This is a genomic window from Streptomyces spinoverrucosus (assembly GCF_006539505.1).
Lineage (GTDB): Bacteria > Actinomycetota > Actinomycetes > Streptomycetales > Streptomycetaceae > Streptomyces > Streptomyces spinoverrucosus.
This window is the reverse complement of record NZ_BJND01000021.1, coordinates 99,084-122,514: the sequence shown is the minus strand read 5'-3', so window position 1 is coordinate 122,514 and position 23,431 is coordinate 99,084. Positions and strand designations below refer to the sequence as shown.

The following is a 23,431-nucleotide window of genomic DNA, read 5'->3' as shown; positions in this document are numbered from 1 at the left end:
TGGTGCCGGCCTCGGCTGGAAGCGCACCGGGCTGTCGGCAACCGTACTCGTGAAATTTGGAGCCGCCCTCATGCACCTCGACCACTCCCACGACACCACCCCCGCCCCCAGTGCCGACGCCCACCGGCCCGACGGTCGGCGGCGGGCTCTGCGTGTTGGGCTTGGCGGGCCCGTTGGGTCCGGGAAGACCGCGACCGTTGCCGCGCTGTGCCGGGCGCTGCGTGACGAGTTCTCGCTCGCCGTCGTCACCAACGACATCTACACGCGCGAGGACGCCGAGTTCCTGTTGCGGGAGGCCGTGCTGCCGCCGGAGCGGATCACCGCCGTGGAGACGGGGGCCTGCCCGCACACCGCGATCCGGGACGACATCTCCGCCAACCTCGAAGCGGTCGAGGACCTGGAGGACGAGGTCGGGCCGCTGGACCTGATCCTGGTCGAGTCCGGCGGGGACAATCTCACCGCCACCTTCTCCAAGGGCCTCGTCGACGCGCAGATCTTCGTCATCGACGTGGCCGGCGGAGACGACATCCCGCGCAAGGGTGGCCCCGGCGTCACCACCGCCGACCTGCTCGTCGTCAACAAGACCGACCTCGCCCCGTACGTCGGCTCCGACCTGGCCCGGATGGCCGCGGACGCCAAGGCCCAGCGAGCCGAACTGCCGGTCGTGTTCCAGTCGCTGAGGAGCGAGGCCGGGGTGAAGAACGTCGCCGACTGGGTGCGCGCGCAGCTCGCCGCGTGGACCGCATGAGCGCGACGACCACCGGAGTACGCGCCACCGCCCGGATGCTCGCCCGCCCCGACGGGCGCGGCGGTACGGCCCTGCCCGTACTGGCGGGGGAGGGGCCGCTGGCGCTGCGCCGGACGCGGGGGAGCGCGGACGGCGAGGCCCGGGTGATGCTCGTCGGCGCGATGAGCGGCCCCCTGGGCGGCGACCACTTCACGGTCGAGGCCGGGGTCGAGGCCGGTGCCCGGCTGCTCGTCGGGTCGGCCGCCGCCACCATCGCGCTGCCGGGCCAGGCCAAGGGCGAGGCCCGCTACGACGTCCGCCTCACCGTCGCCGACGGAGGCGAACTGCGCTGGCTTCCCGAGCAGTTGATATCCGCCAACGGCAGCGAGCTGCACGTGCACACCTGGGCCGACCTCGGCCCGGCCGCCCGCCTCGTGCTGCGCGAGGAGCAGGTGCTCGGCCGGGCGGGTGAGGAACCCGGGCGGCTCACCAGCCGTCTGTCCGTACGGATCGCCGGGCGGGCCGTCCTCGACCAGGAGCTGTCCTGCGGTCCGGGCGCGCCGGGCGGCTGGGACGGTCCCGCCGGGCTCGGCGGACATCGTGCCGTCGGGCAACTCGTCGTCGTACGCCCGGAGTTCGCGGAGCGTCCGGTACCGGCGAGGGTGTTGGGGGAGGGCGCCGCGGTCATGCCGCTCGCCGGGCCCGCCGCGCTGGTGACCGCCGTCGCGCCGGACGCGCTGCGCCTGCGGCGGCTGCTGGACGAGGCGTTGGCCTCGTTCGGGTAACGATCCGGTCAGCGAACTTGCCTCTCCGGTTATCGGATTGGCAAAGAACACCGCCCGCCTCTGTTCTCAGCGTCCGCACAGTGGACAGGATCACCCGTACTCATCGAAACGGTGTACGGGAGGCCCCACTTGAGGGACATCAGACCGAAGAGGCGGACGGCGGCGCTCGGTTCGGCCGGACTGCTCGTCGCGGCGACCCTGATAGCCGGAGCGGTGGCCGCGCCCACCGCCAGCGCGAGCGCCGACCAGGCCCGCCACGGTCAGGACCGCGAGGCCTGGGGCGTCAAGGTCGCCGCGGCCCGCGCCGCCCAGGCCGGGATCGACTGGCAGGACTGCCCCGCCGACTCGGGGCTGGAGAAGCCGATCCAGTGCGGCTGGGTCACCGTGCCGCTCGACTACGCCAAGCCCTTCGGCAAGCAGATCAAGCTCGCCGTCGACCGCATCGGCAACACCGGCACCAAGCAGGAGCGCCAAGGCGCCCTCGTCTACAACCCCGGCGGCCCGGGCGGCTCCGGGCTGTTCTTCCCACGCCGGGTCACGACCAAGGCGCCGGTCTGGGCGAAGGTGGCCAAGGCGTACGACTTCGTGGGCTTCGACCCGCGGGGCGTCGGCAAGTCGGCGCCCATCTCCTGCGTCGACCCGCAGGAGTTCGTCAAGGCACCCAAGCTCGACCCGGTGCCCGACTCCGAGGCCGACAAGCTCGCCCAACGCAAGCTGGCCCGCGAGTACGCCGAGGGCTGCTACGAGCGCAGCGGCGCGATGCTGCCCCACATGACCACGCCGAACACCGCCCGCGACCTGGACGTCATCCGCGCCGCGCTCGGCGAGAAGCAGCTCAACTTCCTCGGCGTCTCCTACGGCACCTACCTCGGCGCGGTCTACGGCACCCTCTTCCCGGGGCACGTCCGCCGTATGGTCGTCGACAGCGTCGTCAACCCGTCACGGGAGAAGATCTGGTACCAGGCCAACCTGGACCAGGACGTGGCCTTCGAGATGCGCTGGAAGGACTGGCAGGACTGGGTCGCGAAGAACGACGCCACCTTCCACCTCGGCGACACCCGCGCCGAGGTCCAGGACAAGTGGCTTCAGCTGCGCGCCACCGCGAAGAAGAACCCCATCGGTGGCGTGGTCGGCCCGGCGGAGCTGATCTCCTTCTTCCAGAGCGCCCCGTACTACGACTCCGCGTGGGTGCCGGTCGCCACCGTGTTCAGCAAGTACGTCGCCGGTGACACCCAGGCCCTCGTCGACGCGGCCGCCCCCGACCTGTCCGACACCGCGGGCAACGCCTCCGCGGAGAACGGCAACGCCGTCTACACCGCCGTCGAGTGCGCCGACGCCAAGTGGCCCACCAGCTGGCGGAAGTGGGACCGCGACAACACCCGGCTGCACCGCGACCACCCGTTCATGACCTGGGCCAACGCCTGGATGAACCTGCCGTGCGCCACCTGGCCGGTCAAGCAGAACACCCCGCTGAACGTGAAGACCGGCAAGGGCCTGCCGCCGGTGCTGATCGTGCAGTCCGAGCGCGACGCGGCCACCCCGTACGCAGGCGCCGTCGAACTGCACGAACGCTTCAAGGGTTCCCGCCTGATCACCGAGAAGGGCGCCGGCTCGCACGGTGTCACCGGCCTGGTCAACTCCTGCATCAACGACCGGGTGGACGCCTACCTGCTCAGCGGCAAGCTGGACACCAAGGACGTGACCTGCGCCCCGCACGCCACGCCCAAGCCGTAACCGGCGGTCATACGGTGCCGGGGGCGGCCGGCGCACCAGCCGGCCGCCCCTGGTCCAACCAGGCGTCCTCGGCCGCGTAGTCGAAGAGGTCGCCGTACGCCTGGAACATCTTCGGGTACGCCTCCCGCCAGTCCCGACCGGACAGTTGGCGTTCGATCCACTCGATCGTCTCCGGGAGCGTCTCGGCGTAGCGCACCACCGGGCGGTAGCCCAGCTCCCGTTCCGCCGCCGACATGTCGCACACCACGGGCACCGGAACCGACCACGGGCTGTCGCCCACCGTCGGGGCCGGCGGGGGACCGTCGACCAGGACCGTCTCCGTCTCGACGCCCATCGCGGCGTCGATCGCGGTGGCGATCTCCAGCACCGGCGGCGCCTCGTCGTCGCAGGCGTTGAGGGCGCGCGAGCCGGGGCGGGCCGCGGCGAGACGGATCAGTTCGGCGAGGGTGTGCACGCTCACCGGGTGGAAGCGGCTCCGGCCGCCGTACGCGAGGACGCGTTGGCGGCGGCGGTCCAGGTTGCGCTTGACGAAGTACAGCTCCCGGGGCGTGCGGCAGTGCGGGCCGTGCACCGCACCGGCACGCAGCAGCGTGGTGGGCAACCGGTCGCCGGATGCGAGCAGTTCGCGTTCCAGGGCGGCCTTGCGGGTGCTGTACGACGCCTCGCCGGGCGTCACCGTCCGCTGGCTCTCCGGCAGGGGCAGCGGGTACTCGGGGAAGCCGTCCGGTTCGGCCTGGGTGTCGAAGCCGCGGCCCTTGTCGTCCTCGTACACCGACACGCTGGAGATCACCACCGCCGAGCCGATCCGCCCGGCCAGGCCGGTCAACTGCCGGGCGTGCCGGGTGTCGTAGGCGACCATGTCGACGACGAGGTCGCAGTCGTCGCCGATCAGCGCGCCCAGCGCCGCGTCGTCGTCCCGGTCCAGCCGCGCCGCCCGGACCTCCTCGGGCCAGGCCCCGTCCCGTCCGCCGCCCCGGGACGCTGCCGTCACCTCCCAGCCGTCCCGTGCGAGCTCGGCCACCGCCGGGCGCCCGATCTGGCCTGTCGCTCCGATCACCACAGCACGTTTCATGAGGTGACCGTAAGCCACAACCATCGTGCAGGCTACGGAACTTGGCTCACAGCAGAGTCAGCTGAGCGGCATCCGCCGGAACCTGCGCTCCCGCTGGTCCGCCTTCGCCGCGGTGGCCTCCGCCTTCACCACGGCCGCGTACTGGTCGACGTACTCCTGCTCGGACAGCGTCAGGATGGCGTACATGATCTCGTCGGTGACGGCGCGCAGGATGGCCTTCTCGTTCTCCATGCCGGCGTAGCGGGAGAAGTCGAGGGGCGCGCCGAAGCGGATGACCACGGGGTGGATTCGGGGGATGACCTTGCCCGGCGGCTGGGCCTCGAAGGTGCCGATCATCGCGCACGGAATGACCGGGACCCCGGCTTTGAGGGCCATCACCGCGACACCGACCTTGCCCTTGTAGAGGCGGCCGTCGTGCGAACGGGTGCCCTCGGGGTAGATGCCGAGGAGTTCAGCCTTGCGCAGTACCCCGAGGCCCTCGCGGATGGCGGCCTGGCCGGCGTCCTTGCCGGAGCGGTCCACCGGGATCTGCCCGGCGCTGCGGAAGAACGCCGCTGTCAGCCGGCCCTTGATGCCGGGGCCGGTGAAGTACTCGGCCTTCGCCAGGAAGGTGATCCGGCGCCTGAGGATCGCCGGCATCAGGAAGTGGTCCGAGAAGGACAGATGGTTGCCCGCGACGATCGCCGCGCCCGACGACGGGACGTGCTCCAGGCCCTCGATCCGGGGCCGGAAGACCAGTCTGAGCAGCGGGCCGAGCAGCACGTACTTGAGCAGGTAGTAGAACAACGGGTGGCTCCTCACTCCGTCGGTTCGGCGCACCGCAGCGTTTTCGCAGGTCAACCAGCACGTCGTGAGGTGTCAGTGTAGGCGCGGGCGGGATGGGGGGAAACCGGTACGACCCGAGTGAGCGAGCCGTACCGGGGTGCTTCAGCCGGTGGCGCCGAGCGACCAGCTCGGGTTGCTGCCGGTGAGGCGGCAGGTGAGGAAGTACAGCGGTATCGGCGGGGTGTACGGCGAGCCGTCCATGGGGGAGTGGATCAGGCGCGGGTGGTCCGTGCCCGGTTTCGGGCGGGTGGCGGTCCAGGACGGGTCGCGCATCCCGGCGCCGATCGCGTACGTGGTGCTCGGCGGCCAGGTGATCCCGATGTGCGAGCCGGCCGGGACGATCCACCACCAGTGCCGGTCGTCGCCGAAGACGCAGCCGACGCGGGGCAGAGCGTTCAGGATGCTCTCGCCGTGTTCCACGGGTGTGCCCACGGCGTCGTGGCCGAGGCTCGTGGCGAGGTGCGGGGGGATCGGGAGGCGGGGGTGGTCCTGCCGGACGGGTGCGGGGTGGAGTGTCGCCGCGGAGCGGGGCGGGTGCGGGTCACGCCTGGGCGGTCGGTGCATGCGGTACGGGTCCTTCGGCCGAGTGGGGGACGGGCCGTGCGGGGGTCGCGGGGCGGGGACGCGTCGTCGTCAGGTCGGCCCAGACGACGCGTCCGGAGCGGTTCGGGGCGGGCCGGACTCCCCAGTCGTCGCAGATCGCCTCGACCAGGAGCAGCCCGCGGCCGTTCTGGTCGTCGGGGCAGGCCTGTCGGGGCGTCGGCAGCGTGGACCCGAGGTTCTGGTCCTCGACCTCGATGCGGAGCCGGTCCCCGGTGATGTGCAGCCGGCACACGATGCGCTCGCTGCCCGAGTGGGTGACCGCGTTGGTGACGAGCTCGGAGGTCACCAGGACAGCGTTGTCGAGGTCGTCGGGGCCGGTGTGCCACGAGGTCAGCGTCTCGCGCACGGTGCGGCGGGCCGCGCCGACCGACTCCGGGGCCGCCGGGAGGACGAACGTGTGGGTGCGGTGGGCGGGCTGGTCCCCGGAGGCGAGCCGATCGAGGCCTTTCGGCCCAGGGAGTCGACCGGTGAACTCGCCCCCGGGTGACTGGGGTGTGCGCGTCGCCTTCGACGGTGCCCGGAGCGTGTGCTCGGAGCCGGGCGGCCGGCAGAAGGGGTCGGCGCCGGACAGGCGGAGGGCTTGTCTTGTGGTGGGCAGGCGGTCGGGGAGGTCGTTCCCGGGCAGTCGGTCCAGCGGGTGGGGGAGGGAGGGCGGAGCCATCGCCGTACGCCTTTCGTCTGCCATGTGGTCATCGCCGTACAGCTGTCGGTCGGCCCGGTGTGCGCGGGATGCGGAAGCGGATGACAACCCACGTATGAGAACGGCGAGTTGCGGAACGGTCTCCCCCAACTGGACCGCTCCGTCTCCCCGTTCGGCGAGCCGAGGACAGTGAGTCCACTGTGGCACCCGCCGACAACCCCTCGCAAGCGGCAAGTTGAAAATTGCAATTGGTCAAGTGCATGCTGCTCTCGCCAGGAAATGATCGAATGGCATTCCGAACGTGACCCCGTGAGACGGTGGCCCTGAGCTGACAGCGTGAGGGGGTAGGGCGTGACCGCGGAAACCGACTGGGGCGGCGCCCCTTCCGTACTGCGCATGATCCTCGGCAGACAGCTGGAGGAGCTGCGGACCCGGGCCGGACTGACCTACGAGCAGGCGGGCGCGGCCATCGGGGTCAGCCACTCCACGATCCGCCGGATGGAGGCCGCCAAGGTGGCCCGGCTCCGGCTCCCGGACGCCGAGAAGCTGCTCCAGGTCTACGGGGTGACGGACCAGCAGGAGATCGACACGTTCCTGAAGTCGGTCCGCGAGGCCAACAAGCGCGGCTGGTGGCACACCTACCGTGACGTACTGCCGGACTGGTTTGCCGCGTATCTGAGCCTGGAGCAGGCGGCGTTGCAGATCCGTGCCTACGAGAGCCAGTTCGTGCACGGTCTGCTGCAGACGGAGAGTTACGCCCGGGCCCTGCTCGGCGCCGGGAACCCGCACGCCCCGGCCGAGGCGACCGAGCGCCGGGTGGCGCTGCGGATGCGGCGCCAGGAACTGCTGACCCGTGAGGCGCCGCCGCGGCTGTGGGTCGTGATGGACGAGACCGTGCTGCGCTGGCCGGTCGGCGGCGCCGATGTGATGCGGGCGCAGATCGACCATCTGATCGAGGTGAACCGGCTGCCGCATGTGACCCTGCAGATCATGCGGTTCGCCAACGGCCCGCACCCGGCCATGCGGGCGGGCGCCTTCCACCTCTTCCGGTTCCGGGCCCGCGAACTGCCCGACATCGTCTATCTCAACGGCCTGGTGGGCGCCGTCTACCTGGACAAGAGCGAGGACGTCGTGGTGTATCGCGAGGCCCTGGACCGGCTGGGCGCCCAGGCGGCGCCCGCCAGTAAGACCGAGGCCCACCTCGGCGCGATTCGCAAGGAGCTCTGACGTGCACCACCCCATACGCAACGGCATGCCGGCCCCCGAATTGGGCGCACGTGGCTGGTCCAAGCCGTGGAGCGACGACGCCGGAGGCGCCTGCGTGGAAGTGCTGAAACTCGACGACGGGCGCGTCGCCGTCCGCCAGTCCACCGACCCCGAGGGGCCGGCGCTGGTGTTCACGCCCGGGGAGGTGTCGAGCTTCCTGACAGGTGTGAAGGCAGGAGAAGCCGACTTCCTGCTCTGACCCTCCGGTTCAATTCCCTTGCTATTGCTGAGCGTTCCCCGCAGAACCCCCGACCCGAATGGGAGACACGGCGTTGCCTGACAACGGATGGCCGGCCGACCGTATCGACACCGAGAACGCGCACTCCGCGCGGATCTACGACTACATCCTGGGTGGCAAGGACTACTACCCCGCGGACCAGGAGGCGGGCGACGCCATGTCCCGGGAGTGGCCCGCCCTGCCCATCCACATGCGGGCCAACCGCGACTGGATGAACCGCGCCGTGCGCTGGCTCGCCGAGGAGGCGGGGATGCGCCAGTTCCTCGACATCGGCACCGGCATACCCACCTCGCCCAACCTCCACGAGATCGCCCAGGCGGTGGCTCCCGAGTCGCGTGTCGTCTACGTCGACAACGACCCCATCGTCCTGACCCTCTCCCAGGGCCTGCTGGCCAGCACCCCCGAGGGACGGACCTCGTACATCGAGGCCGACTTCCGCGAGCCGGGCAGCATCCTGGACGCCCCCGAACTGCGCGAGACGCTCGACCTCACGCAGCCGGTGGCCCTCACCGTGATCGCGATCGTCCACTTCATCCTCGACGAGGACGACGCGGTCGGCATCGTCCGCCGCCTGCTGGAGCCGCTGCCCTCGGGCAGCTACCTGGCGATGTCCATCGGCACCGCCGAGTTCGCGCCGGAGGAGGTGGGCCGCGTCGCCCGCGAGTACGCCGCCCGCAACATGCCGATGCGGCTGCGCACCATCGACGAGGCCCACGAGTTCTTCGACGGCCTGGAACTCGTCGAACCCGGCATCGTCCAGGTCCACAAGTGGCACCCGGACGGCATGGGCGAGCAGGGGATCCGGGACGAGGACATCGCCATGTACGGGGCGGTGGCGCGCAAGCCGTGAGCCCTGAGCGGTAGTTCGTGCGGGCCGGGGCCGACGTATGGCCCCGGCCCGGTCACTGGGGTGGGCCCCAGGCCCCCAGGCTCACATCCAGTCGTCGCGCCCCGGATCGCCGCCCGCCGCCACGACGGCCAGCCGGTCGGTGTAGTGCGTCCAGCCCTCCTGGTGGGCGGCGGACGCCTCGGGGGAGGGCAGGCCGCTGTGGACCAGGCGGAGCAGGGTGCCCTCGGGGACCGGTTCCAGGGTGATCTCGACCGTCGTCGAGCCGGGCGGAATCGGCATCCCGCCCTCGGTCCAGCCCCAGGTGAAGACCAGCCGCTTGGGCGGGTCGATCTCGACGAAGCGGCCCTCGGCGACGTTCTCGCCGGTGACGTTGGTGCGGTAGGCACCGCCGGGCTCGAACGTGAACTCGCCGTCCTTGCCCATCCAGGACAGCCACTTGTCCCGGTCGGTGAAGAAGGAGAACACCGTTTCCGGCCGGGCGGCGATGCGCCGCTCCAGGGTGACCACGTTCGCGTTCACGAGCCCTGCCCTTCGTCCTGCCCCGAGCGCTCGGCCGCTTCTGCCGCCTCGGCCAGCCCGGCCAACGTGTCGAGTTTCGCGGCCCACATCGACTGCAGATAGTCGGCCAGCGGGCCCAGGGCCTCGCGGTCCGCCCGGTAGAAGCGTTTCTTGCCGTCCTGGCGCAGCGTAACCAGGCCGGAGTCCCGCAGCACCTTGAGGTGCTGGGAGACCGCCCCGAACGTGACGTCGAACCGCTCGGCGATCTCGCCCGCGGACAGCTCCGCGTCCCACACCAGCCGCAGAATCTCCCGCCGCCGGGGCTCGGCGACCGCCCGTACCGCATCCATGCCCGTCATTTTAGTCGCCGCTACAGTTTGCGCTTCGCGGGCACTTCATTTTAGTCTCGGCTAAAGCAAGGTGGGTCACTCAAGCAAGGATCACGACATGGCGGACATAGCGATGCAGCTGCACATAGCGGCCGACCCGGAGACCGTGTACCGGGCGATCTCGACGACCGACGGCATCCACGGCTGGTTCACCACGACCGCCACTGCCGAGCAGGGCGTGGACGGCCGGCACGAGCTGAGCTTCCCCGGCGTGCCCGAGCCCTGGCGGCTCCGCGTCACCGAGGCCGAGCCCGGCAAGCGGCTCGTGCTGACCGGCGAGAACGGCCCCTGGCACGGCACCGTGCAGACGTACGAGGTCCTGGCCCGGCCCGAGGGCGACGTCACCCTGCGTTTCACCCACAGCGGCTTCCCGGCGGTCGACGACGCCTACCGGGACTTCACCTACGGCTGGGCGACCAAGTTCGTCCAGCTCAAGGCGTACGCCGAGACCGGCGAGCCCGCGCCCTTCTTCTCGTAGCCCGCAGTTCCCACCAGCCGTAGTTCCCCTCAGCCGCAAGGAGGAAGAACCCATGAACACCCTCCACCCCGCCCTCCAGGAGTGCACCGGCGCCGTCGTCGCCCTCGTGTCCGGCGTTCGGGCCGACCAGCTCACCGACCGCACGCCGTGCGAGAAGTTCACCGTCGCCGAGCTGCTCGACCACCTCGGCGGCACCCTGCTCTCCTCCGCGCGGGCGGCGCGTAAGGAGCCCCAGGAGGACACCGGTGTCTCGGCGATGTCGCCGGCCGCCGTGGCCGAGGCGGCCGAGCTGGCCGCGGCCGCGTGGGCCGAGCCGGCGGCGTACGAAGGCAGCACGCACTTCGGGCCCGGCGAGATGCCCGCCGCCTTCGCCGCGTCGATCACGCTGCAGGAACTCGCCCTGCACGGCTGGGACCTGGCCCGCGCCACCGGCCTGTCGTTCACCCTCGGCGCCGAGACCGCGCAGGCCGTCCTCGGTGTGGTCGAGCAGATCGCCGAGCAGGCCCGGACCAACGGCGGCTACGGACCGGCCGTGCCCGTGCCGGCCGACGCCCCCGCACTCCACCGCGCGCTCGGTGTCAGTGGCCGGAATCCTGAGTGGAGCTGACCATCCGCCGAGACACCCCGGAGACCGGCATGAGCATCGACGTGACGGCGGAGCGCGTCATCGGGCTGCCGCCCGAGCGCGTCGCCGCGTACGCCATGGACTGGCGTCACGACCACGAGTGGACGCAGGGCATCCGTACGGCGGAGCTGACCCGGGAGGCGGACACGGGCGGCTTCGGCGTCGGCGCCGAGGTGACGCGTACGGCCCGTTTCCTCGGGCGGCGGATCGACTACGTCCTGAGCGTCGCGGCGTACGACCCGCCGCGGCTGCTGGACATGGTGTCCGTGGCGGGGCCGATGCCGATGCACGTCACCTACACCTTCGACCCGCATCCCGACGGCACGCACGCCCGGATCCGGGTGCGGGGGGATGCCGGAAAGTTCTACCGGCTGGCCGCGCCCGTCATGGCCCGGCAGGTCCGCTCGTCGATCGGCAAGGACCTGCGGGACCTGGCGCGCAGGCTGGGGACCTGACGCAGGACGGCGTCCGCCGGTTTTCCGCGCCCGCGTCAGTCCGCGAAGCCGGTCAGCGGCTGCTCCGCCCAGATGACCTTGCCGTCGGGGACGAACCGGGTGCCCCACCGCTGGGTGAGCTGTGAGACCAGCAGCAGTCCGCGCCCGCCCTCGTCCGTGGTGCGCGGATGGCGCAGATGCGGTGCGGTGGCGCCGCCGTCGAAGACCTCGCAAGCCAGCGTGCCCGCCTTGATCAGCCGCAGCCGGATCGGGCCGGTGGAGTGCCGGATGGCGTTGGTGACCAGCTCGCTCACGACCAGCTCGGTGGTGAAGGTCAGCTCCTCCAGCCCCCACTCCGACAGCTGCCGGCAGGCCGACTTGCGGGCGTCGGCGACCACCGCCGGATCGCTGGGCAGGTCCCAGCTCGCCACCTGTTCGGCGCCGAGCAGCCGGGTGCGGGCCATCAGCAGGGCCACGTCGTCGTGCGGCCGGGCGGGCACCAGCGCGTCGACCACGGCCCGGCAGCGCTGGTCCAGCGACGGCGCGGGCCGCTGCAGCGCGCCTCGCAGCCGGTCCCGGCTCACGTCGATCGCCCACGCCCCGTCGTCGCCGGCCAGCAGCCCGTCGGTGTGCAGCGCGAGCGTGGTGCCCTCGGCCAGCGTCACCTCCACCGCCTCGAACGGCGGCCCGCCCACGCCGAGGGCCGGTCCCTGCGGCAGCTCCACGAACGTGACCTTGCCGTCCGGCCCGATCACCACCGGTGTGGGATGCCCGGCGGCGGCCATCGTGCACCGGCCGTCGACCGGGTCGTAGACGACGTACACGCAACCCGAACCGACAGCCTGGGAGCTGTCCGCGTCCTCCGCCTGCGGCCCGCACTGGTTGCCCGCGTCCGGTACGACACCCTCCTCGGGCGCGCCCAGGGCGACCAGGTCGTCGAGGTGGCCGAGGACTTCCTCCGGCGGCAGGTCCAGCGCCGCGAGGGTGCGTACGGCGGTCCGCAGCCGCCCCATCGCCGCCGCCGCGTGGATGCCGTGCCCGGTGACCTCGCCCACCACCAGGGCGACCCGCGCCCCCGACAGCGGGATCAGGTCGTACCAGTCCCCGCCGAGGCCGGTCAGCTCGTCGGCGGGCCGGTAGCAGGCCGTCACCTCCGCGGCCTCCTGCTCCGGCAGCCGGTGCGGCAGCAGGCTGCGCTGCAGGACCAGGGCCGCGTCCCGTTCGCGGGTGTAGCGCCGGGCGTTGTCCACGCACACGGCCGCCCGGGAGACGAGATCCTCGGCGAGGCTCAGGTCGCCCTCGTCGAAGGGCTCGTGGCGGCGGCGCCGGAAGAAGGTGGTGACGCCGAGGGTGACGCCCCGTGCGCGGATCGGTACGGTCATCGCGCTGTGCAGGCCCAGCTCGATGAAGATGGACCGCCGGCCGCCGCGGGCGTCCGTGGCCCACTGCTCGGCGAGCGGGTCGAGCCGCTCCTCGCGCCAGGAACTGCCTGTTGTCAGCGAGCGGATCGGCGGCGATCCCGCCATATACGAGGCCACCTCGCCGATCTCCACGACGGCCTCCGGGATGGACCGGTCGAGCGAGCGCTGACCCGCCCGGCGCAGCCGCACCGGGTCCGTTTCGCGTGGCGGCCCGAGTTCCGGTTCCGCGCCGCGCAGCACCGACTCCAGCAGGTCCACGGTCACGAAGTCGGCGAGTTCGGGCACCGCCACGTCGGCCAGTTCCTGCGCGGTCCGCGTGATGTCCAGGGTGCGGCCGATGCGCTCCCCGGCCCGGTCGAGCAGGGCGAGCCGCTGGCGGGCGCGGTGCCGGTCGCTGATGTCGACGACGGTGTAGTACACGCCCATGGGGCGGCCGTGGCCGTCGTCGAGGCGGGTGAACGTCATCATGTGGGCGGTCTCGCGGAAGGGGGCGGACCGTACGTGGCCCACGTGCTCGAAGTCCAGGACCGGCTCGCCGGTCGCGAGGACGTGCAGCATCTGCGCCTCGATCGCCTCGGCGTCCAGGCCCGGCTGGATGTCCGCCAGGCGCAGGCCGAGCCGGTGGCTGGGCGGTCCGCCGCCGAACCTGGCGAGGGCGGCGTTCGACCAGACGTAGCGCAGGTTGGTGTCGACGATCGCTATGCCGATCGGGGAGCGGGCCACCAACTGCTCCAGCATGCCGCGGCTCATGTCCCAGCCGGGGGCGTCGCCCAGTTCCGACAGCAGCACCAGCCAGCGGGAGGGGCCCTGCGTCTCCAGTGCCGAGGTGATCCTGACCATCACCCGGACCGGCATCCCGTTGTCGCGCCGGGCCGTCAGCAGGCCCGCCCAGCCGTCGTCCCTGCGGCACCGCTCGACCAGCTCCGGTACCCGTGCCGCGTCCTCGGGCATCAGCAATTCGGCGACACCCAGGCCCACCGCCTCGGCGGGGCCGTACCCCAGCAGGCGCTGGGCGTTCCTGGTCCAGCTCGTCACCACGCCCTGGGCGTCGAGCAGCACGGGAGCGGCGTCCGCCACGTCGAACCGCCGACGGTCGACGTCGCGCTCCTCGAATGTGCCCACGGTTGACCTCTCTGTCGCTGAGAGTGGTCTACCACCTCTTGCCCCCATCTTCACCCCTGCGGGGGCGGGGCTGCCGCGCGGGGGACCACCTGCGGGGAGAGGGGCGGGGCGGGCGGTCGCGTGGAGGGCTGGGTGGGGGCGCTATTCGCGGCGGGCGGGTCTAGGTGAAGGCCGTCGCCTGCCGCCGCGCGGGGGCTGCTTGGTGGGTGGGTCTGGGTGGAGGTCGTCGATCGCTGCCGTGCGGGGGCTGCTTGGGGTGGGTGGGTCTGGGTGAAGGCTGTCGATCGCTGCCGCGCGGGGGCTGTTCGCGGTGGGCGAGGCCCGCGTGAAGGCCGTCGATCGCTGCCGCCGTGCAGGGGCTGTTCGCGGTGGGCGGGGCCTGGTTGAAGGCCGTCGCCTGCTGCTACGTAGGGGCTGCTTGCGGTGGCGGGGCCTGGGGGAACCGTTCGTCCGCTGCCGCGCGCAGGGGCTGCTCGCGGCGGGCGAGACCTGCGTGAAGGCAGGCCGTCGACCGCCCCCGCGTGAAGCCGCCGCCGCGTGAAGCCGCCGCCGCGTGAAGCCGCCGCCGCGTGAAGCCGCCGCCACGCGAAGCCGCCGCCACGCGAAGTCGCCCCCACGCGAAGCCGCCCCCGCCCCGCCCCCTCAGGCCTGCCCCAACACCACCCCCAGCGCCCCCACCGCCGAGCGCAGTTCCTCCGTCGTGATGGTCAGCGGAGGTGCGAGCCGGATCGTCGAGCCGTGTGTGTCCTTCACCAGCACGCCCTCACGCATCAGGCGTTCGCTGATCTCGCGCCCGGTGCCGATCGCCGGGTCGATGTCGACCCCCGCCCACAGCCCGCGCGCCCGGAAGCCGACGATGCCCTTGCCGACCAGCCCCTCAAGGGCGCCCCGCAGGACAATGCCCAGTTCCGCGGCCCGGCGCTGGTACTCGCCCGTCTCCAGTAGCTCGACCACCGCCGTGCCGACCGCGGCGGCCAGCGGGTTGCCGCCGAACGTCGAACCGTGCTCACCGGGCCGCAGCACCCCGAGCACCTCCCGGCGCGCGACCACCGCCGACACCGGCACGATGCCCCCGCCCAGCGCCTTGCCGAGCAGCAGCACATCGGGGACGACGTCCTCGTGCTCGACGGCGAGCGTGCGGCCCGTACGGCCGAGGCCCGACTGGATCTCGTCCGCGATGAACAGGCACCCCTTGCGCCGCGTCAGCTCCCGCACGCCCGCCAGATAGCCGTCGGACGGGATGAGCACGCCCGCCTCGCCCTGGATCGGCTCGATCAGCACGGCGGCCGTCGTCTCGTCGACCGCCGCCTCCAGCGCCGCCAGGTCGTCGTACGGCACGATCCGGAAGCCCGGCGTGAACGGGCCGAACCCCGCCCGAGCGGTCTCGTCCGTCGAGAAGCTCACGATCGTCGTCGTACGGCCGTGGAAGTTCTCCGCCGCCACCACGATCGTCGCCCGGTCGGCGGGGACGCCCTTCACGTCGTACGCCCACTTGCGGGCCACCTTGATGCCGCTCTCCACCGCCTCCGCGCCGGTGTTCATGGGCAGCACCATGTCCAGGCCGGTCAGCTCGGCCAGCCGCTCGGCGAACTCGGCGAGCCGGTCGTTGTGGAAGGCCCGGGAGGTCAGGGTCAGACGGTCGAGCTGGCGGTGGGCCGCGTCGATCAGGGCGGGGTGGCGGTGGCCGAAGTTGAGGGCCGAGTAGCCGGCCAGCATGTCGAGGTAGCGGCGGCCCTCGACGTCCTCCACCCATGTGCCCTCGGCGCGGGCGACGACCACGGGCAGCGGGTGGTAGTTGTGCGCGAGCACCGGCTCCTCGGCGCGGATCAGCTCGGCGGAGTCGCGGGTACGGGCGGGTGCGGTCATGAACGGATCTCCCGGATTTCCTGGGTGCAGCACTTGATGCCCCCGCCGGCCTTGTGGAACTCCGACAGGTCCACGGGGACGGGCAGGTAGCCGCGGTCGGCGAGCTGCGCGGCGAGGCCCTCGGCGCGGGGTGAGATGAAGACGTGATGTCCGTCGGAGACGGAGTTGAGCCCGAACGCCATCGCGTCCTCGCGGGTGCCGAGCACCGCGTCCGGGTACAGCCGCGCGAGCACCTCACGGCTGCCGGGCGAGAACGCGTCCGGGTAGTACGCGATGTTCTCCTCGTCGAGCACGAACAGCGCCGTGTCGAGGTGGTAGAAGTACGGATCCACCAGGGTCAGGGAGATCACCGGCACACCGAGGAACTCCTGCACCTCGCGATGCGCCTCGCGGGTGGTGCGGAAGCCGGTGCCGGCCAGCACGTACCGGCCCGTCGGGACGAGGTCGCCCTCGCCCTCGCAGACGTTCTCCGGGCGGTAGACGTCGAAGCCCGCCGCCTTGAACCAGGTGTCGTAGTAGCCGGACTCGGGGCGCCGCTCGGGCGCGTGGAAGAGGGAGCCGAAGACGCGGCCGTCGACGACGACCGCCGAGTTGGCGGCGAAGACCATGTCCGGCAGACCGGGCACCGGCGGCACGGTGTCGACGGTGTGGCCGTGGTCCTCGTAGGCGCGGATCAGCGTCCGCCACTGCTGCTGGGCCAGAGCGACGTCGACCCGGACGTCGGGGTCCATCCAGGGATTGATCGCGTACTGCACGGCGAAGTGTCTGGGTTCGCAGACGAGGAAGCGCCGCCGGCGCGGCACACGGATTTCGGGCACAGAGGGGTTCCTCCGCTTCCTGCGGTGTCGACTGGGGGTGACACCACGGTAGGAACGGCGGAAAGGACCGACAAGAAACAAAAGCTGCGTGTCCGCGCAGGATCGCTGCGTTGTTTCCGGCCTCAGCGCACGTCTGGTGCGCGCTCCGGCGCGGGCTGGCTCGCACCCGCCTCCGGACTCTCCGGGATCAGATGGGACAGCACCATCACACTGATCGTCTTCCGGATGAACGGCTCCGTACGGATCCGCTCCAGCACCTCCTCGAAGTGCTCCACGTCCCGCGCCCGCACATGCAGCAGCGCGTCCGCGCCGCCGGTCACCGTCATCGCCGCCGCGATTTCGGGATACCCCCGCACCACCTCCGCCAGCCGCCGGGGCGGCGCCGCGCCCTCGCAGTACACCTCGACATACGCCTCGGTACGCCAGCCCAGCGCCGACGGCTCCACGGTCGCCGTGAACCCGGTGATCACGCCGGTCTCCCGCAGCCGGTCCACCCGGCGCTTCACGGCCGTCGAGGACAGCCCGATCGCCGCGCCGATCTCGGCGAAGCTCGTCCGGGAGTTCGCCATCAGCGCGGTGATGATCTTCCGGTCCAGTTCGTCGAAGGGCGCCGGCCTGCTGTTCATAACAGCACTGTATCCAGCGCGAACGTCCACCTCCGGCCCGTGTGCAGGCGGACGAATCGCACCTAGACTCCACGTTCATGCTGCGCGCCCTGGCTGTCGACGACGAACGACCCTCACTTGAGGAACTCGTGTACCTGCTGAACGCGGATCCGCGGATCGGCAGCGCCGAGGGTGCCGGCGACGCGACCGAGGCGCTGCGCCGGATCACCCGCGCCCTGGAGTCCGGACCGGACGGACCCGAGGCCATCGACGTCGTCTTCCTCGACATCAACATGCCCGGTCTCGACGGACTGGACCTGGCCCGGCTGCTCACCGGCTTCGCCCAGCCGCCGCTTGTAGTCTTCGTCACCGCGCACGAGGACTTCGCCGTGCAGGCCTTCGACCTCAAGGCGGTCGACTACGTGCTGAAACCCGTCCGCAAGGAGCGGCTCGCCGAGGCCGTACGCCGGGCCGTCGAGCAGCGCGGCACCTCTTCCGCGCCCCGCATCCCCGTCCACGAGCCCGACCCGGACCAAATCCCCGTCGAGCTGGGCGGCGTGACCCGTTTCGTCGCCGTCGACGACATCACCCACGTCGAGGCCCAGGGCGACTACGCCCGCCTGCACACCGGCAAGGGCAGCCACCTGGTCCGTATCCCGCTGTCCACCCTGGAGGAGCGCTGGCGCTCTCGCGGCTTCGTGCGCATCCACCGCCGCCACCTGGTCGCCCTGCGCCACATCGGCGAACTCCGTCTCGACGCGGGCACGGTCAGTGTCCTGGTCGGCACGGAGGAACTCCAGGTCAGCCGCCGCCACGCGCGCGAGCTGCGGGACCTGCTCATGAGGAGGTCGTGACGGTGCCCCAGGAACCCACCGAACGCCGCGTGGTCGTCACCGGCCCGCCCCGCCGCACCCGCCGCGCCTCGGGTTACTACCGCCCGCGCACCGAGATCGACGAGCAGACCACCCTCGGCCACACCTACGTCCGCTCCCTGATGCGCACCCAACTCCGCGCCGCCTTCACGGTGTTCGCGGTCCTCGTCCTGCTGGTCGGCCCCCTGCCCCTGGTGTTCGCCACCACGCCCAACGCCCGCCGCCTGGAGTGGCTGGTCCTCGGCTTCTGCCTGTACGCGCCGCTGGTGCTGCTGGCCCGCTGGTACGTCGGCCGCGCCGAACGCAACGAACGGGACTTCGTCCGCCTGGTCGAGGACCGCTGAGGACGTCGACCCGTGTACTCCGGATACGCCGTTCCCGCCGTCGCCCTCGTCGTCGTGGCGACCGTCCTCGTCGGCGCCTTCGGCCTGCGCATATCCCGGACCACCTCCGATTTCTACGTCGCCTCCCGCACCGTCGGCCCCCGTCTGAACGCTGCCGCGATCAGCGGTGAGTACCTGTCCGCCGCGTCCTTCCTCGGCATCGCGGGACTGGTCCTCGTCCAGGGTCCGGACATGCTCTGGTACCCGGTCGGATACACCGCCGGATACCTGGTCCTCCTCGTGTTCGTCGCCGCCCCCCTGCGCCGCTCCGGCGCCTACACGCTGCCCGACTTCGCCGAGGCCCGCCTCGCCTCCCAGGCGGTACGGCGGCTCGCGGGCGCCTTCGTCGTCGGCGTCGGCTGGCTGTACCTGCTGCCCCAGCTCCAGGGCGCCGGGCTCACGCTGACCGTCCTGACCGGCGCGCCCGACTGGCTCGGCGGGATCATCGTCGCCGTCGTCGTGACCGCGATCGTCGCGGCGGGCGGCATGCGCAGCATCACGTTCGTGCAGGCCTTCCAGTACTGGCTGAAGCTCACCGCCCTCCTGGTCCCCGCCCTCTTCCTCGTCCTTGCCTGGCAGGGCGACGGCGCTCCCCGCAACGCCTTCGACGAACCGGCCGCCTTCCGCGAACAGCGGGTCGTCCGCGTCGACGACACCCTCGACCTGAAGCTCGACAAGCCGCTGACGGTGACGGTCAGCGGCACGGTCGACGGGCGTGCGTACGAGGAGCAGCGGCTCGACCTGCCCGCCGGCACCCACCGCATCGAACAGAGCACCCGCCTCACGTTCGACAAGGGCACGCCCGTCCCCAGGGCCGACCCCGCGAGCGGCGGCGGGATGTCACCGTCGCGGGCCGAGAACCGTGCGGAACGCCCGCTCTACGCCACGTACGGACTGATCCTCGCCACCTTCCTCGGCACCATGGGCCTGCCGCACGTCGTCGTCCGCTTCTACACCAGCCCGCACGGCGTCGCCGCCCGCCGGACGACGGTCGCCGTGCTCGCCCTCATCGGCGGCTTCTATCTGCTGCCGCCGGTGTACGGCGCCCTCGGCCGTCTCTACGCCCCCGAACTCACCCTCACCGGCGACGCGGACGCGGCGGTCCTGCTGTTGCCGGAACGCATGATCGGGGGCGTCGGCGGCGATCTGCTGGGCGCGCTGGTGGCGGGCGGGGCCTTCGCGGCGTTCCTGTCGACGGCGTCGGGGCTGACCATGGCGGTGGCGGGCGTGCTCGCGCAGGACGTCCTGCCCGCGCGGGGCGTGCGGCACTTCCGGCGCGGCACGGTCCTCGCGATGGCCGCGCCGCTCGTGGCGAGCGTGCTGGTCGGCGGGCTGCCGGTGGCGGACGCGGTGGGGCTGGCCTTCGCCGTGTCGGCGTCGTCGTTCTGCCCGCTGCTGGTGCTCGGCATCTGGTGGCGTCGGCTGACTCCGCCGGGCGCGGCGGCCGGGATGCTGGTGGGAGGCGGTTCGGCGTTCCTGGCGGTCGCCGCGACCATGGCGGACTTCCCCGGCGCGGGCCCCCTGCACGCCCTGCTCGCCTGGCCCGCCCTGTGGTCGGTCCCGCTGGGCTTCCTCACGATGGCGCTGGTGTCCCTGGCGACCCCAAGCCGGGTCCCGGCGGGGACGGCGGCGATCCTGGCGCGATTCCATCTGCCGGAGGAAGTACGGGCGGAGGTGAAGGCATGAGCGAGCCCCGCCGGGTGCCGGGAGCCGCTGGGACCTTGCCGCCGAGCGTGGTTCTGGTGCGGGCGCATGTGAGTGACCGCTCGGGTGTCCTGGGAGAGGTGGCGGCATGAGTGAGTCCCGTCGGGTGCCGGTAGCCGCTGGGGCCTGTCTCGTCGGCCTGGGGCACGTCGGGGTCCGGTGCGGGAGGGCGGGCGATGGCTTCGCGGGCTCGGTTGCTGGCGTGGTTCTGCTGCGGGCGGATGTGAGTGACCGCTCGGGTTTCCTGGGAGAGGTGGCGGCATGAGTGAGTCCCGCCGGGTGCCGGTAGCTGCTGGGGCCTGTTTCGTCGGCCCGGGGGACGTCGGGGTCCGGCGCGGGAGGGCGGGCGATGGGTCCGCGGGCTCGGGGGCTGGCGCGGTACTGCCGCATGCGGATGTGGGCGACGGCCCGGACGGGGTGGCGGCATGAGTGGGTTCGTTGCCGGGCTCTGTGTTGCCGTGCTTCCGCTGCTCGCCGCGGGCTTCTGGCTGGGGCGGCGCACGGCTCGCCCCGAGAGCCTCGGCGGTCTCGGCACCCCCGTCGAGCACGCCACCTTCCAGACCCTGCACACCGCGTCCCTCGCCGCGCCCGCGCTGCGGGCCGGGCTCACGGAGGAAACGGCCCGTAAGTCCGCCCGCAGACTGCGCTCACTGCTCGGCACGGACGCCCTGTGCCTCACCGACGACACGCATGTCCTCGCCTGGGACGGCGTGGGCGCCCATCACCGCGCCGAGATCATGGAATGCCTCACCGGCCCCCTGGAGACCGGCCGCGGCGAAGCCTTCCCCCTGACCTGCGACGCCCCCGACTGCACCCTGCGCTGGGCCGTCGTCGCCCCCCTCACCGTTGACGACCGCGTCCATGGCGCCCTCGTCGCCTGCGCGCCCCGCGAGTCCGCCGTCCTCGTCCGCGCGGCCGGCGAGGTGGCCCGCTGGGTCTCCGTACAGCTCGAACTCGCCGACCTCGACCAGTCCCGCACTCGCCTCATCGAGGCCGAGATCAAGGCCCTGCGCGCCCAGATCTCCCCGCACTTCATCTTCAACTCGCTCGCGGTCATCGCCTCATTCGTCCGCACCGACCCCGAGCGCGCCCGCGAACTGCTCCTGGAGTTCGCCGACTTCACCCGCTACTCGTTCCGCCGGCACGGCGACTTCACCACCCTCGCCGACGAACTCCACGCCATCGACCACTACCTGGCGCTCGTCCGCGCCCGCTTCGGCGACCGCCTCTCCGTCACGCTCCAGATCGCCCCCGAAGTCCTCCCGGTCGCCCTGCCCTTCCTCTGCCTCCAGCCGCTCGTCGAGAACGCCGTCAAGCACGGCCTCGAAGGCAAGGCCGACAAGTGCCACATCAGCATCACCGCCCAGGACACCGGCGCCGAAGCCCTCGTGGTGATCGAGGACGACGGCGCCGGAATGGACCCCGACCTGCTGCGCCGCATCCTCGCCGGGGAGGTCAGCCCCTCGGGCGGCATCGGACTGTCCAACGTCGACGACCGGCTGCGGCAGGTCTACGGCGACGACTACGGCCTCGTCATAGAGACCGCCGTCGGCGCGGGCATGAAGGTCACCGCCCGGCTGCCGAAGTACCAGCCGGGGGTGCACTCGGCGGGGCGGGTCACCCGCGAGTGAGCGGCCTCAGGTGCTGCGGGTGGCCACCATCCCGAGGGTGATCAGGCCCAGCACGACCCAGCCGAACCACAGCCAGCCGTTGCTGCCGAGCGCCACCGTGTAGGCGGTCACCACGACGAGTCCGCCGACGGTGAGCACCCCCATCGCTTTCGTAGAACCGTCCGTAGAACCGGGCATCGCAACACCCTCCTCATGGTTCGTCCCCTCCCATGGTGCCCCCGTTCTGCTTCCGTACGGTGCACACGGCGAAATGAGTGCCGGAATTCCAGGACCCCTCGCTCGTCCAGGACCCGGCCTCGTAGACGGAAGGGTCGAATCCGTAGTCGGTGGGCGATACGTCCCGTGCGCACGCCGCGTCCGAGCGGGTACGCGCCTGCGTGAGCGTGAGTCCCGCATCGAGCCGAGTGAAACCGAGCACCTGTTCGTCGTACGAGCCCTCGCAGGAGGCCAGCCGGACGTCCCGGTTCGAACGGGCGTCCAGGCAGTCCCGCCGCTGCATGGTCGCCGTGTCCGCGAACGCCGACCCCAGCCGCCGATGGCTCCCCAGCGGCCCGTACACCGGCCCGCGCCCGCCCAGCACCAGACAGGCGGCCCGCCGCCCGGCCACCTCGAACTCGGCCCGCGTCGGCACCACGGCGAAACCACGCACGTCCGCCAGCCGCTCCCGGATCTCCCGCGTCAGCTCCTCGCACCGGCCCGGCGCCACCTGCCCCGCCTCCTCCGCCGACGCCGCCTCGACTAAGCCCATGACCTGCCCGTCGGGCGCCTTGTCCCGGCACGTCGGGTCCAGCGCCAGCCGGGGCGTGCCCGTGAAACGCGGCCCGGGCCAGTCGGCCAGCACGCAGTCGCCCTCCTTGAGCGGCTCGGCGAGCCCCACGGTGTGGCCGTACGGCGCCGCGGCCGCGCCGCCGCTGCCCTCCGCCCGGTCGGCCAGCGCGTACCAGACGCCGCCCAGCGCCAGCACCAGCCCGAGCCCACCGGCGACGGCGGCCTGAAGCGCCCGGGGCCGGGTGCGCCGACGTTGTCCCGTCACCGATGGCAGATCCGACGCCTCCCCCAGTGGGGCTGCGACCCGAGATCCGTCCGCGTCCGCACGGACCCGTCGCCCTGCGGCGTCACGATCCGCGCCAGCGCGGCCTCCGCCTCCGGCGCCGCGACCCGCCGTACCGGATCCTTCACGAGCAGCGCCCGCAGTACGGGTTCCAGCGCGCCCGCGCGCACCGGCGGCCGCGGTTCGTCCGTGACCACGGCGGTGAACTCCGCCGGCGGCGATTCCCACTCGAAGGGGCCGTGGCCCTCGACGCCGTAGTACAGGGTGCAGCCCAGCGAGAACAGATCGGCGGCGGGCGTGGGCGGCCCGCCGGTCGCCCGCTCCGGCGCCGCTGCCGAGCCGGTGGAGATGCCGTAGCCGGTGAGCAGGACGCGTCCGTACGGTGCCCCGGCGCGGTCCGGCGCCAGCAGGATGTTCGCCGGTTTCACATCCCGGTGCGTCAGGCCCCGGTCGTGTCCGGCGGTCAGGGCGTCGAGCACGGCCAGGCCGATCCGGGCGCACTCGGCCGGGGCGAGCGGCCCGCGCCGGGTGCCGAGATCGCGCAGGTCGACGGATCCGGCCACGTACTCCATCACGATCCACGGCACGCCCTCGTGCTCCAGCACGTCGAGCACGGTCACCACATGCGGATGACCGCGCAGTCCGACCACAGCTGGGTCACGGAACACGCTCTCCTCGAGCGCGACCTCGCAGGCAAGTCTCCGGTCGTGGGCCAACCACACATGACCCGTGCCGCCGAGCCGGTGCAGCAGCACATAACGACCGACGATGACCCGGCCCTGCTAATGAAGGGA

The 23,431-nt window shown here is 72.1% G+C and carries 24 protein-coding genes and 1 pseudogene; 13 read left to right on the top strand and 12 right to left on the bottom strand.

The window, feature by feature from the left end:
* The first annotated feature begins 70 nt into the window (after nt 1-70).
* From ureG to SSP24_RS16205, 3 genes are all read left to right on the top strand, one after another.
* Nucleotides 71-748 (top strand): urease accessory protein UreG, encoded by a 678-nt coding sequence (ureG, locus tag SSP24_RS16215; RefSeq protein ID WP_141310251.1) that lies wholly within the window; start codon nt 71-73, stop codon nt 746-748.
* Complete coding sequence (locus tag SSP24_RS16210) at nt 745-1,512, top strand: urease accessory protein UreD (protein WP_141310250.1); 768 nt, start codon at nt 745-747, stop codon at nt 1,510-1,512. The genes ureG and SSP24_RS16210 overlap by 4 nt, the downstream gene beginning before the upstream one ends.
* Nucleotides 1,513-1,641: 129 nt before the next feature.
* Entirely contained in the window at nt 1,642-3,246 is a 1,605-nt protein-coding gene (locus SSP24_RS16205) for an alpha/beta hydrolase (RefSeq protein ID WP_141310249.1), read from the top strand.
* Between the two features lie 7 nt (nt 3,247-3,253).
* On the opposite strand, the gene SSP24_RS16200 is transcribed toward SSP24_RS16205, so the two are convergent.
* From SSP24_RS16200 to SSP24_RS16185, 4 genes are all read right to left on the bottom strand, one after another.
* Complete coding sequence (locus SSP24_RS16200; RefSeq protein ID WP_141310261.1) at nt 3,254-4,306, bottom strand: NAD-dependent epimerase/dehydratase family protein; 1,053 nt, start codon at nt 4,304-4,306, stop codon at nt 3,254-3,256.
* A 69-nt stretch (nt 4,307-4,375) separates the two neighbouring features.
* On the bottom strand, nt 4,376-5,104 hold the full coding sequence (locus SSP24_RS16195) for a lysophospholipid acyltransferase family protein (protein ID WP_141310248.1): 729 nt from the start codon (nt 5,102-5,104) through the stop codon (nt 4,376-4,378).
* Nucleotides 5,105-5,245: 141 nt separating this feature from the next.
* Entirely contained in the window at nt 5,246-5,707 is a 462-nt protein-coding gene (locus SSP24_RS16190) for a hypothetical protein (protein ID WP_141310247.1), read from the bottom strand.
* Nucleotides 5,685-6,431 (bottom strand): ATP-binding protein, encoded by a 747-nt coding sequence (locus tag SSP24_RS16185; protein WP_229865586.1) that lies wholly within the window; start codon nt 6,429-6,431, stop codon nt 5,685-5,687. Before SSP24_RS16185 ends, SSP24_RS16190 begins: the two co-directional genes overlap by 23 nt.
* Nucleotides 6,432-6,737: 306 nt before the next feature.
* Between SSP24_RS16185 and SSP24_RS16180 the strand changes: the two genes are divergently transcribed.
* The 3 genes from SSP24_RS16180 (at nt 6,738) to SSP24_RS16170 (ending at nt 8,740) form a co-directional block, all read left to right on the top strand.
* A complete protein-coding gene (locus SSP24_RS16180) occupies nt 6,738-7,613 on the top strand; it encodes a Sco1979 family transcriptional regulator (protein ID WP_141310246.1) in 876 nt (291 codons plus the stop codon).
* Between the two features lie 25 nt (nt 7,614-7,638).
* Nucleotides 7,639-7,851 carry a DUF397 domain-containing protein gene (locus SSP24_RS16175; protein ID WP_141310259.1) on the top strand — a complete coding sequence of 71 codons (213 nt, stop codon included), beginning with the start codon at nt 7,639-7,641 and terminating at the stop codon, nt 7,849-7,851.
* Nucleotides 7,852-7,924: 73 nt separating this feature from the next.
* On the top strand, nt 7,925-8,740 hold the full coding sequence (locus SSP24_RS16170) for an SAM-dependent methyltransferase (protein ID WP_141310245.1): 816 nt from the start codon (nt 7,925-7,927) through the stop codon (nt 8,738-8,740).
* An 81-nt stretch (nt 8,741-8,821) separates the two neighbouring features.
* On the opposite strand, the gene SSP24_RS16165 is transcribed toward SSP24_RS16170, so the two are convergent.
* Nucleotides 8,822-9,259: an SRPBCC family protein gene (locus SSP24_RS16165; RefSeq protein ID WP_141310244.1), complete on the bottom strand. Its 438-nt coding sequence runs from the start codon at nt 9,257-9,259 to the stop codon at nt 8,822-8,824.
* The gene (locus SSP24_RS16160) at nt 9,256-9,588 is read right to left on the bottom strand and encodes an ArsR/SmtB family transcription factor (RefSeq protein WP_141310243.1); all 333 of its coding nucleotides are present in this window, start codon (nt 9,586-9,588) and stop codon (nt 9,256-9,258) included. The genes SSP24_RS16165 and SSP24_RS16160 overlap by 4 nt, the downstream gene beginning before the upstream one ends.
* A gap of 97 nt (nt 9,589-9,685) precedes the next feature.
* Between SSP24_RS16160 and SSP24_RS16155 the strand changes: the two genes are divergently transcribed.
* Genes SSP24_RS16155 through SSP24_RS16145 form a run of 3 tightly spaced genes read left to right on the top strand, consistent with a single transcriptional unit; the run spans nt 9,686 to nt 11,185 of the window.
* Nucleotides 9,686-10,105, top strand: a complete 420-nt coding sequence (locus tag SSP24_RS16155) for an SRPBCC family protein (protein ID WP_141310242.1) — start codon at nt 9,686-9,688, stop codon at nt 10,103-10,105.
* Nucleotides 10,106-10,157: 52 nt separating this feature from the next.
* On the top strand, nt 10,158-10,712 hold the full coding sequence (locus SSP24_RS16150) for a TIGR03086 family metal-binding protein (protein ID WP_141310241.1): 555 nt from the start codon (nt 10,158-10,160) through the stop codon (nt 10,710-10,712).
* A gap of 29 nt (nt 10,713-10,741) precedes the next feature.
* The gene (locus tag SSP24_RS16145) at nt 10,742-11,185 is read left to right on the top strand and encodes an SRPBCC family protein (RefSeq protein ID WP_141310240.1); all 444 of its coding nucleotides are present in this window, start codon (nt 10,742-10,744) and stop codon (nt 11,183-11,185) included.
* Nucleotides 11,186-11,220: 35 nt separating this feature from the next.
* Here the strand turns inward: SSP24_RS16145 and SSP24_RS16140 are convergent, their stop codons facing one another.
* From SSP24_RS16140 to SSP24_RS16125, 4 genes are all read right to left on the bottom strand, one after another.
* Entirely contained in the window at nt 11,221-13,707 is a 2,487-nt protein-coding gene (locus SSP24_RS16140) for a SpoIIE family protein phosphatase (RefSeq protein ID WP_141310239.1), read from the bottom strand.
* A gap of 642 nt (nt 13,708-14,349) precedes the next feature.
* The gene (rocD, locus tag SSP24_RS16135; protein WP_141310238.1) at nt 14,350-15,573 is read right to left on the bottom strand and encodes an ornithine--oxo-acid transaminase; all 1,224 of its coding nucleotides are present in this window, start codon (nt 15,571-15,573) and stop codon (nt 14,350-14,352) included.
* Nucleotides 15,570-16,472: a dimethylargininase gene (gene ddaH / locus SSP24_RS16130; protein ID WP_373306742.1), complete on the bottom strand. Its 903-nt coding sequence runs from the start codon at nt 16,470-16,472 to the stop codon at nt 15,570-15,572. The genes rocD and ddaH overlap by 4 nt, the downstream gene beginning before the upstream one ends.
* Nucleotides 16,473-16,513: 41 nt before the next feature.
* On the bottom strand, nt 16,514-17,017 hold the full coding sequence (locus SSP24_RS16125) for an Lrp/AsnC family transcriptional regulator (RefSeq protein WP_141310236.1): 504 nt from the start codon (nt 17,015-17,017) through the stop codon (nt 16,514-16,516).
* Between the two features lie 77 nt (nt 17,018-17,094).
* Between SSP24_RS16125 and SSP24_RS16120 the strand changes: the two genes are divergently transcribed.
* From SSP24_RS16120 to SSP24_RS16105, 4 genes are all read left to right on the top strand, one after another.
* A complete protein-coding gene (locus tag SSP24_RS16120; protein ID WP_141310235.1) occupies nt 17,095-17,850 on the top strand; it encodes a LytR/AlgR family response regulator transcription factor in 756 nt (251 codons plus the stop codon).
* Between the two features lie 2 nt (nt 17,851-17,852).
* On the top strand, nt 17,853-18,212 hold the full coding sequence (locus SSP24_RS16115; RefSeq protein WP_141310234.1) for a hypothetical protein: 360 nt from the start codon (nt 17,853-17,855) through the stop codon (nt 18,210-18,212).
* Between the two features lie 12 nt (nt 18,213-18,224).
* Complete coding sequence (locus tag SSP24_RS16110; protein WP_141310233.1) at nt 18,225-19,937, top strand: sodium/solute symporter; 1,713 nt, start codon at nt 18,225-18,227, stop codon at nt 19,935-19,937.
* A 443-nt stretch (nt 19,938-20,380) separates the two neighbouring features.
* On the top strand, nt 20,381-21,586 hold the full coding sequence (locus SSP24_RS16105) for a sensor histidine kinase (RefSeq protein ID WP_141310232.1): 1,206 nt from the start codon (nt 20,381-20,383) through the stop codon (nt 21,584-21,586).
* A 6-nt stretch (nt 21,587-21,592) separates the two neighbouring features.
* Here SSP24_RS16105 and SSP24_RS16100 read toward each other — a convergent pair whose 3' ends face one another.
* Together SSP24_RS16100 and SSP24_RS16095 are read right to left on the bottom strand one after the other, a co-directional pair.
* Nucleotides 21,593-21,763: a hypothetical protein gene (locus tag SSP24_RS16100; RefSeq protein ID WP_141310231.1), complete on the bottom strand. Its 171-nt coding sequence runs from the start codon at nt 21,761-21,763 to the stop codon at nt 21,593-21,595.
* A 13-nt stretch (nt 21,764-21,776) separates the two neighbouring features.
* A pseudogene (locus SSP24_RS16095) lies at nt 21,777-23,407 on the bottom strand (protein kinase domain-containing protein).
* Nucleotides 23,408-23,431: the final 24 nt, after the last annotated feature.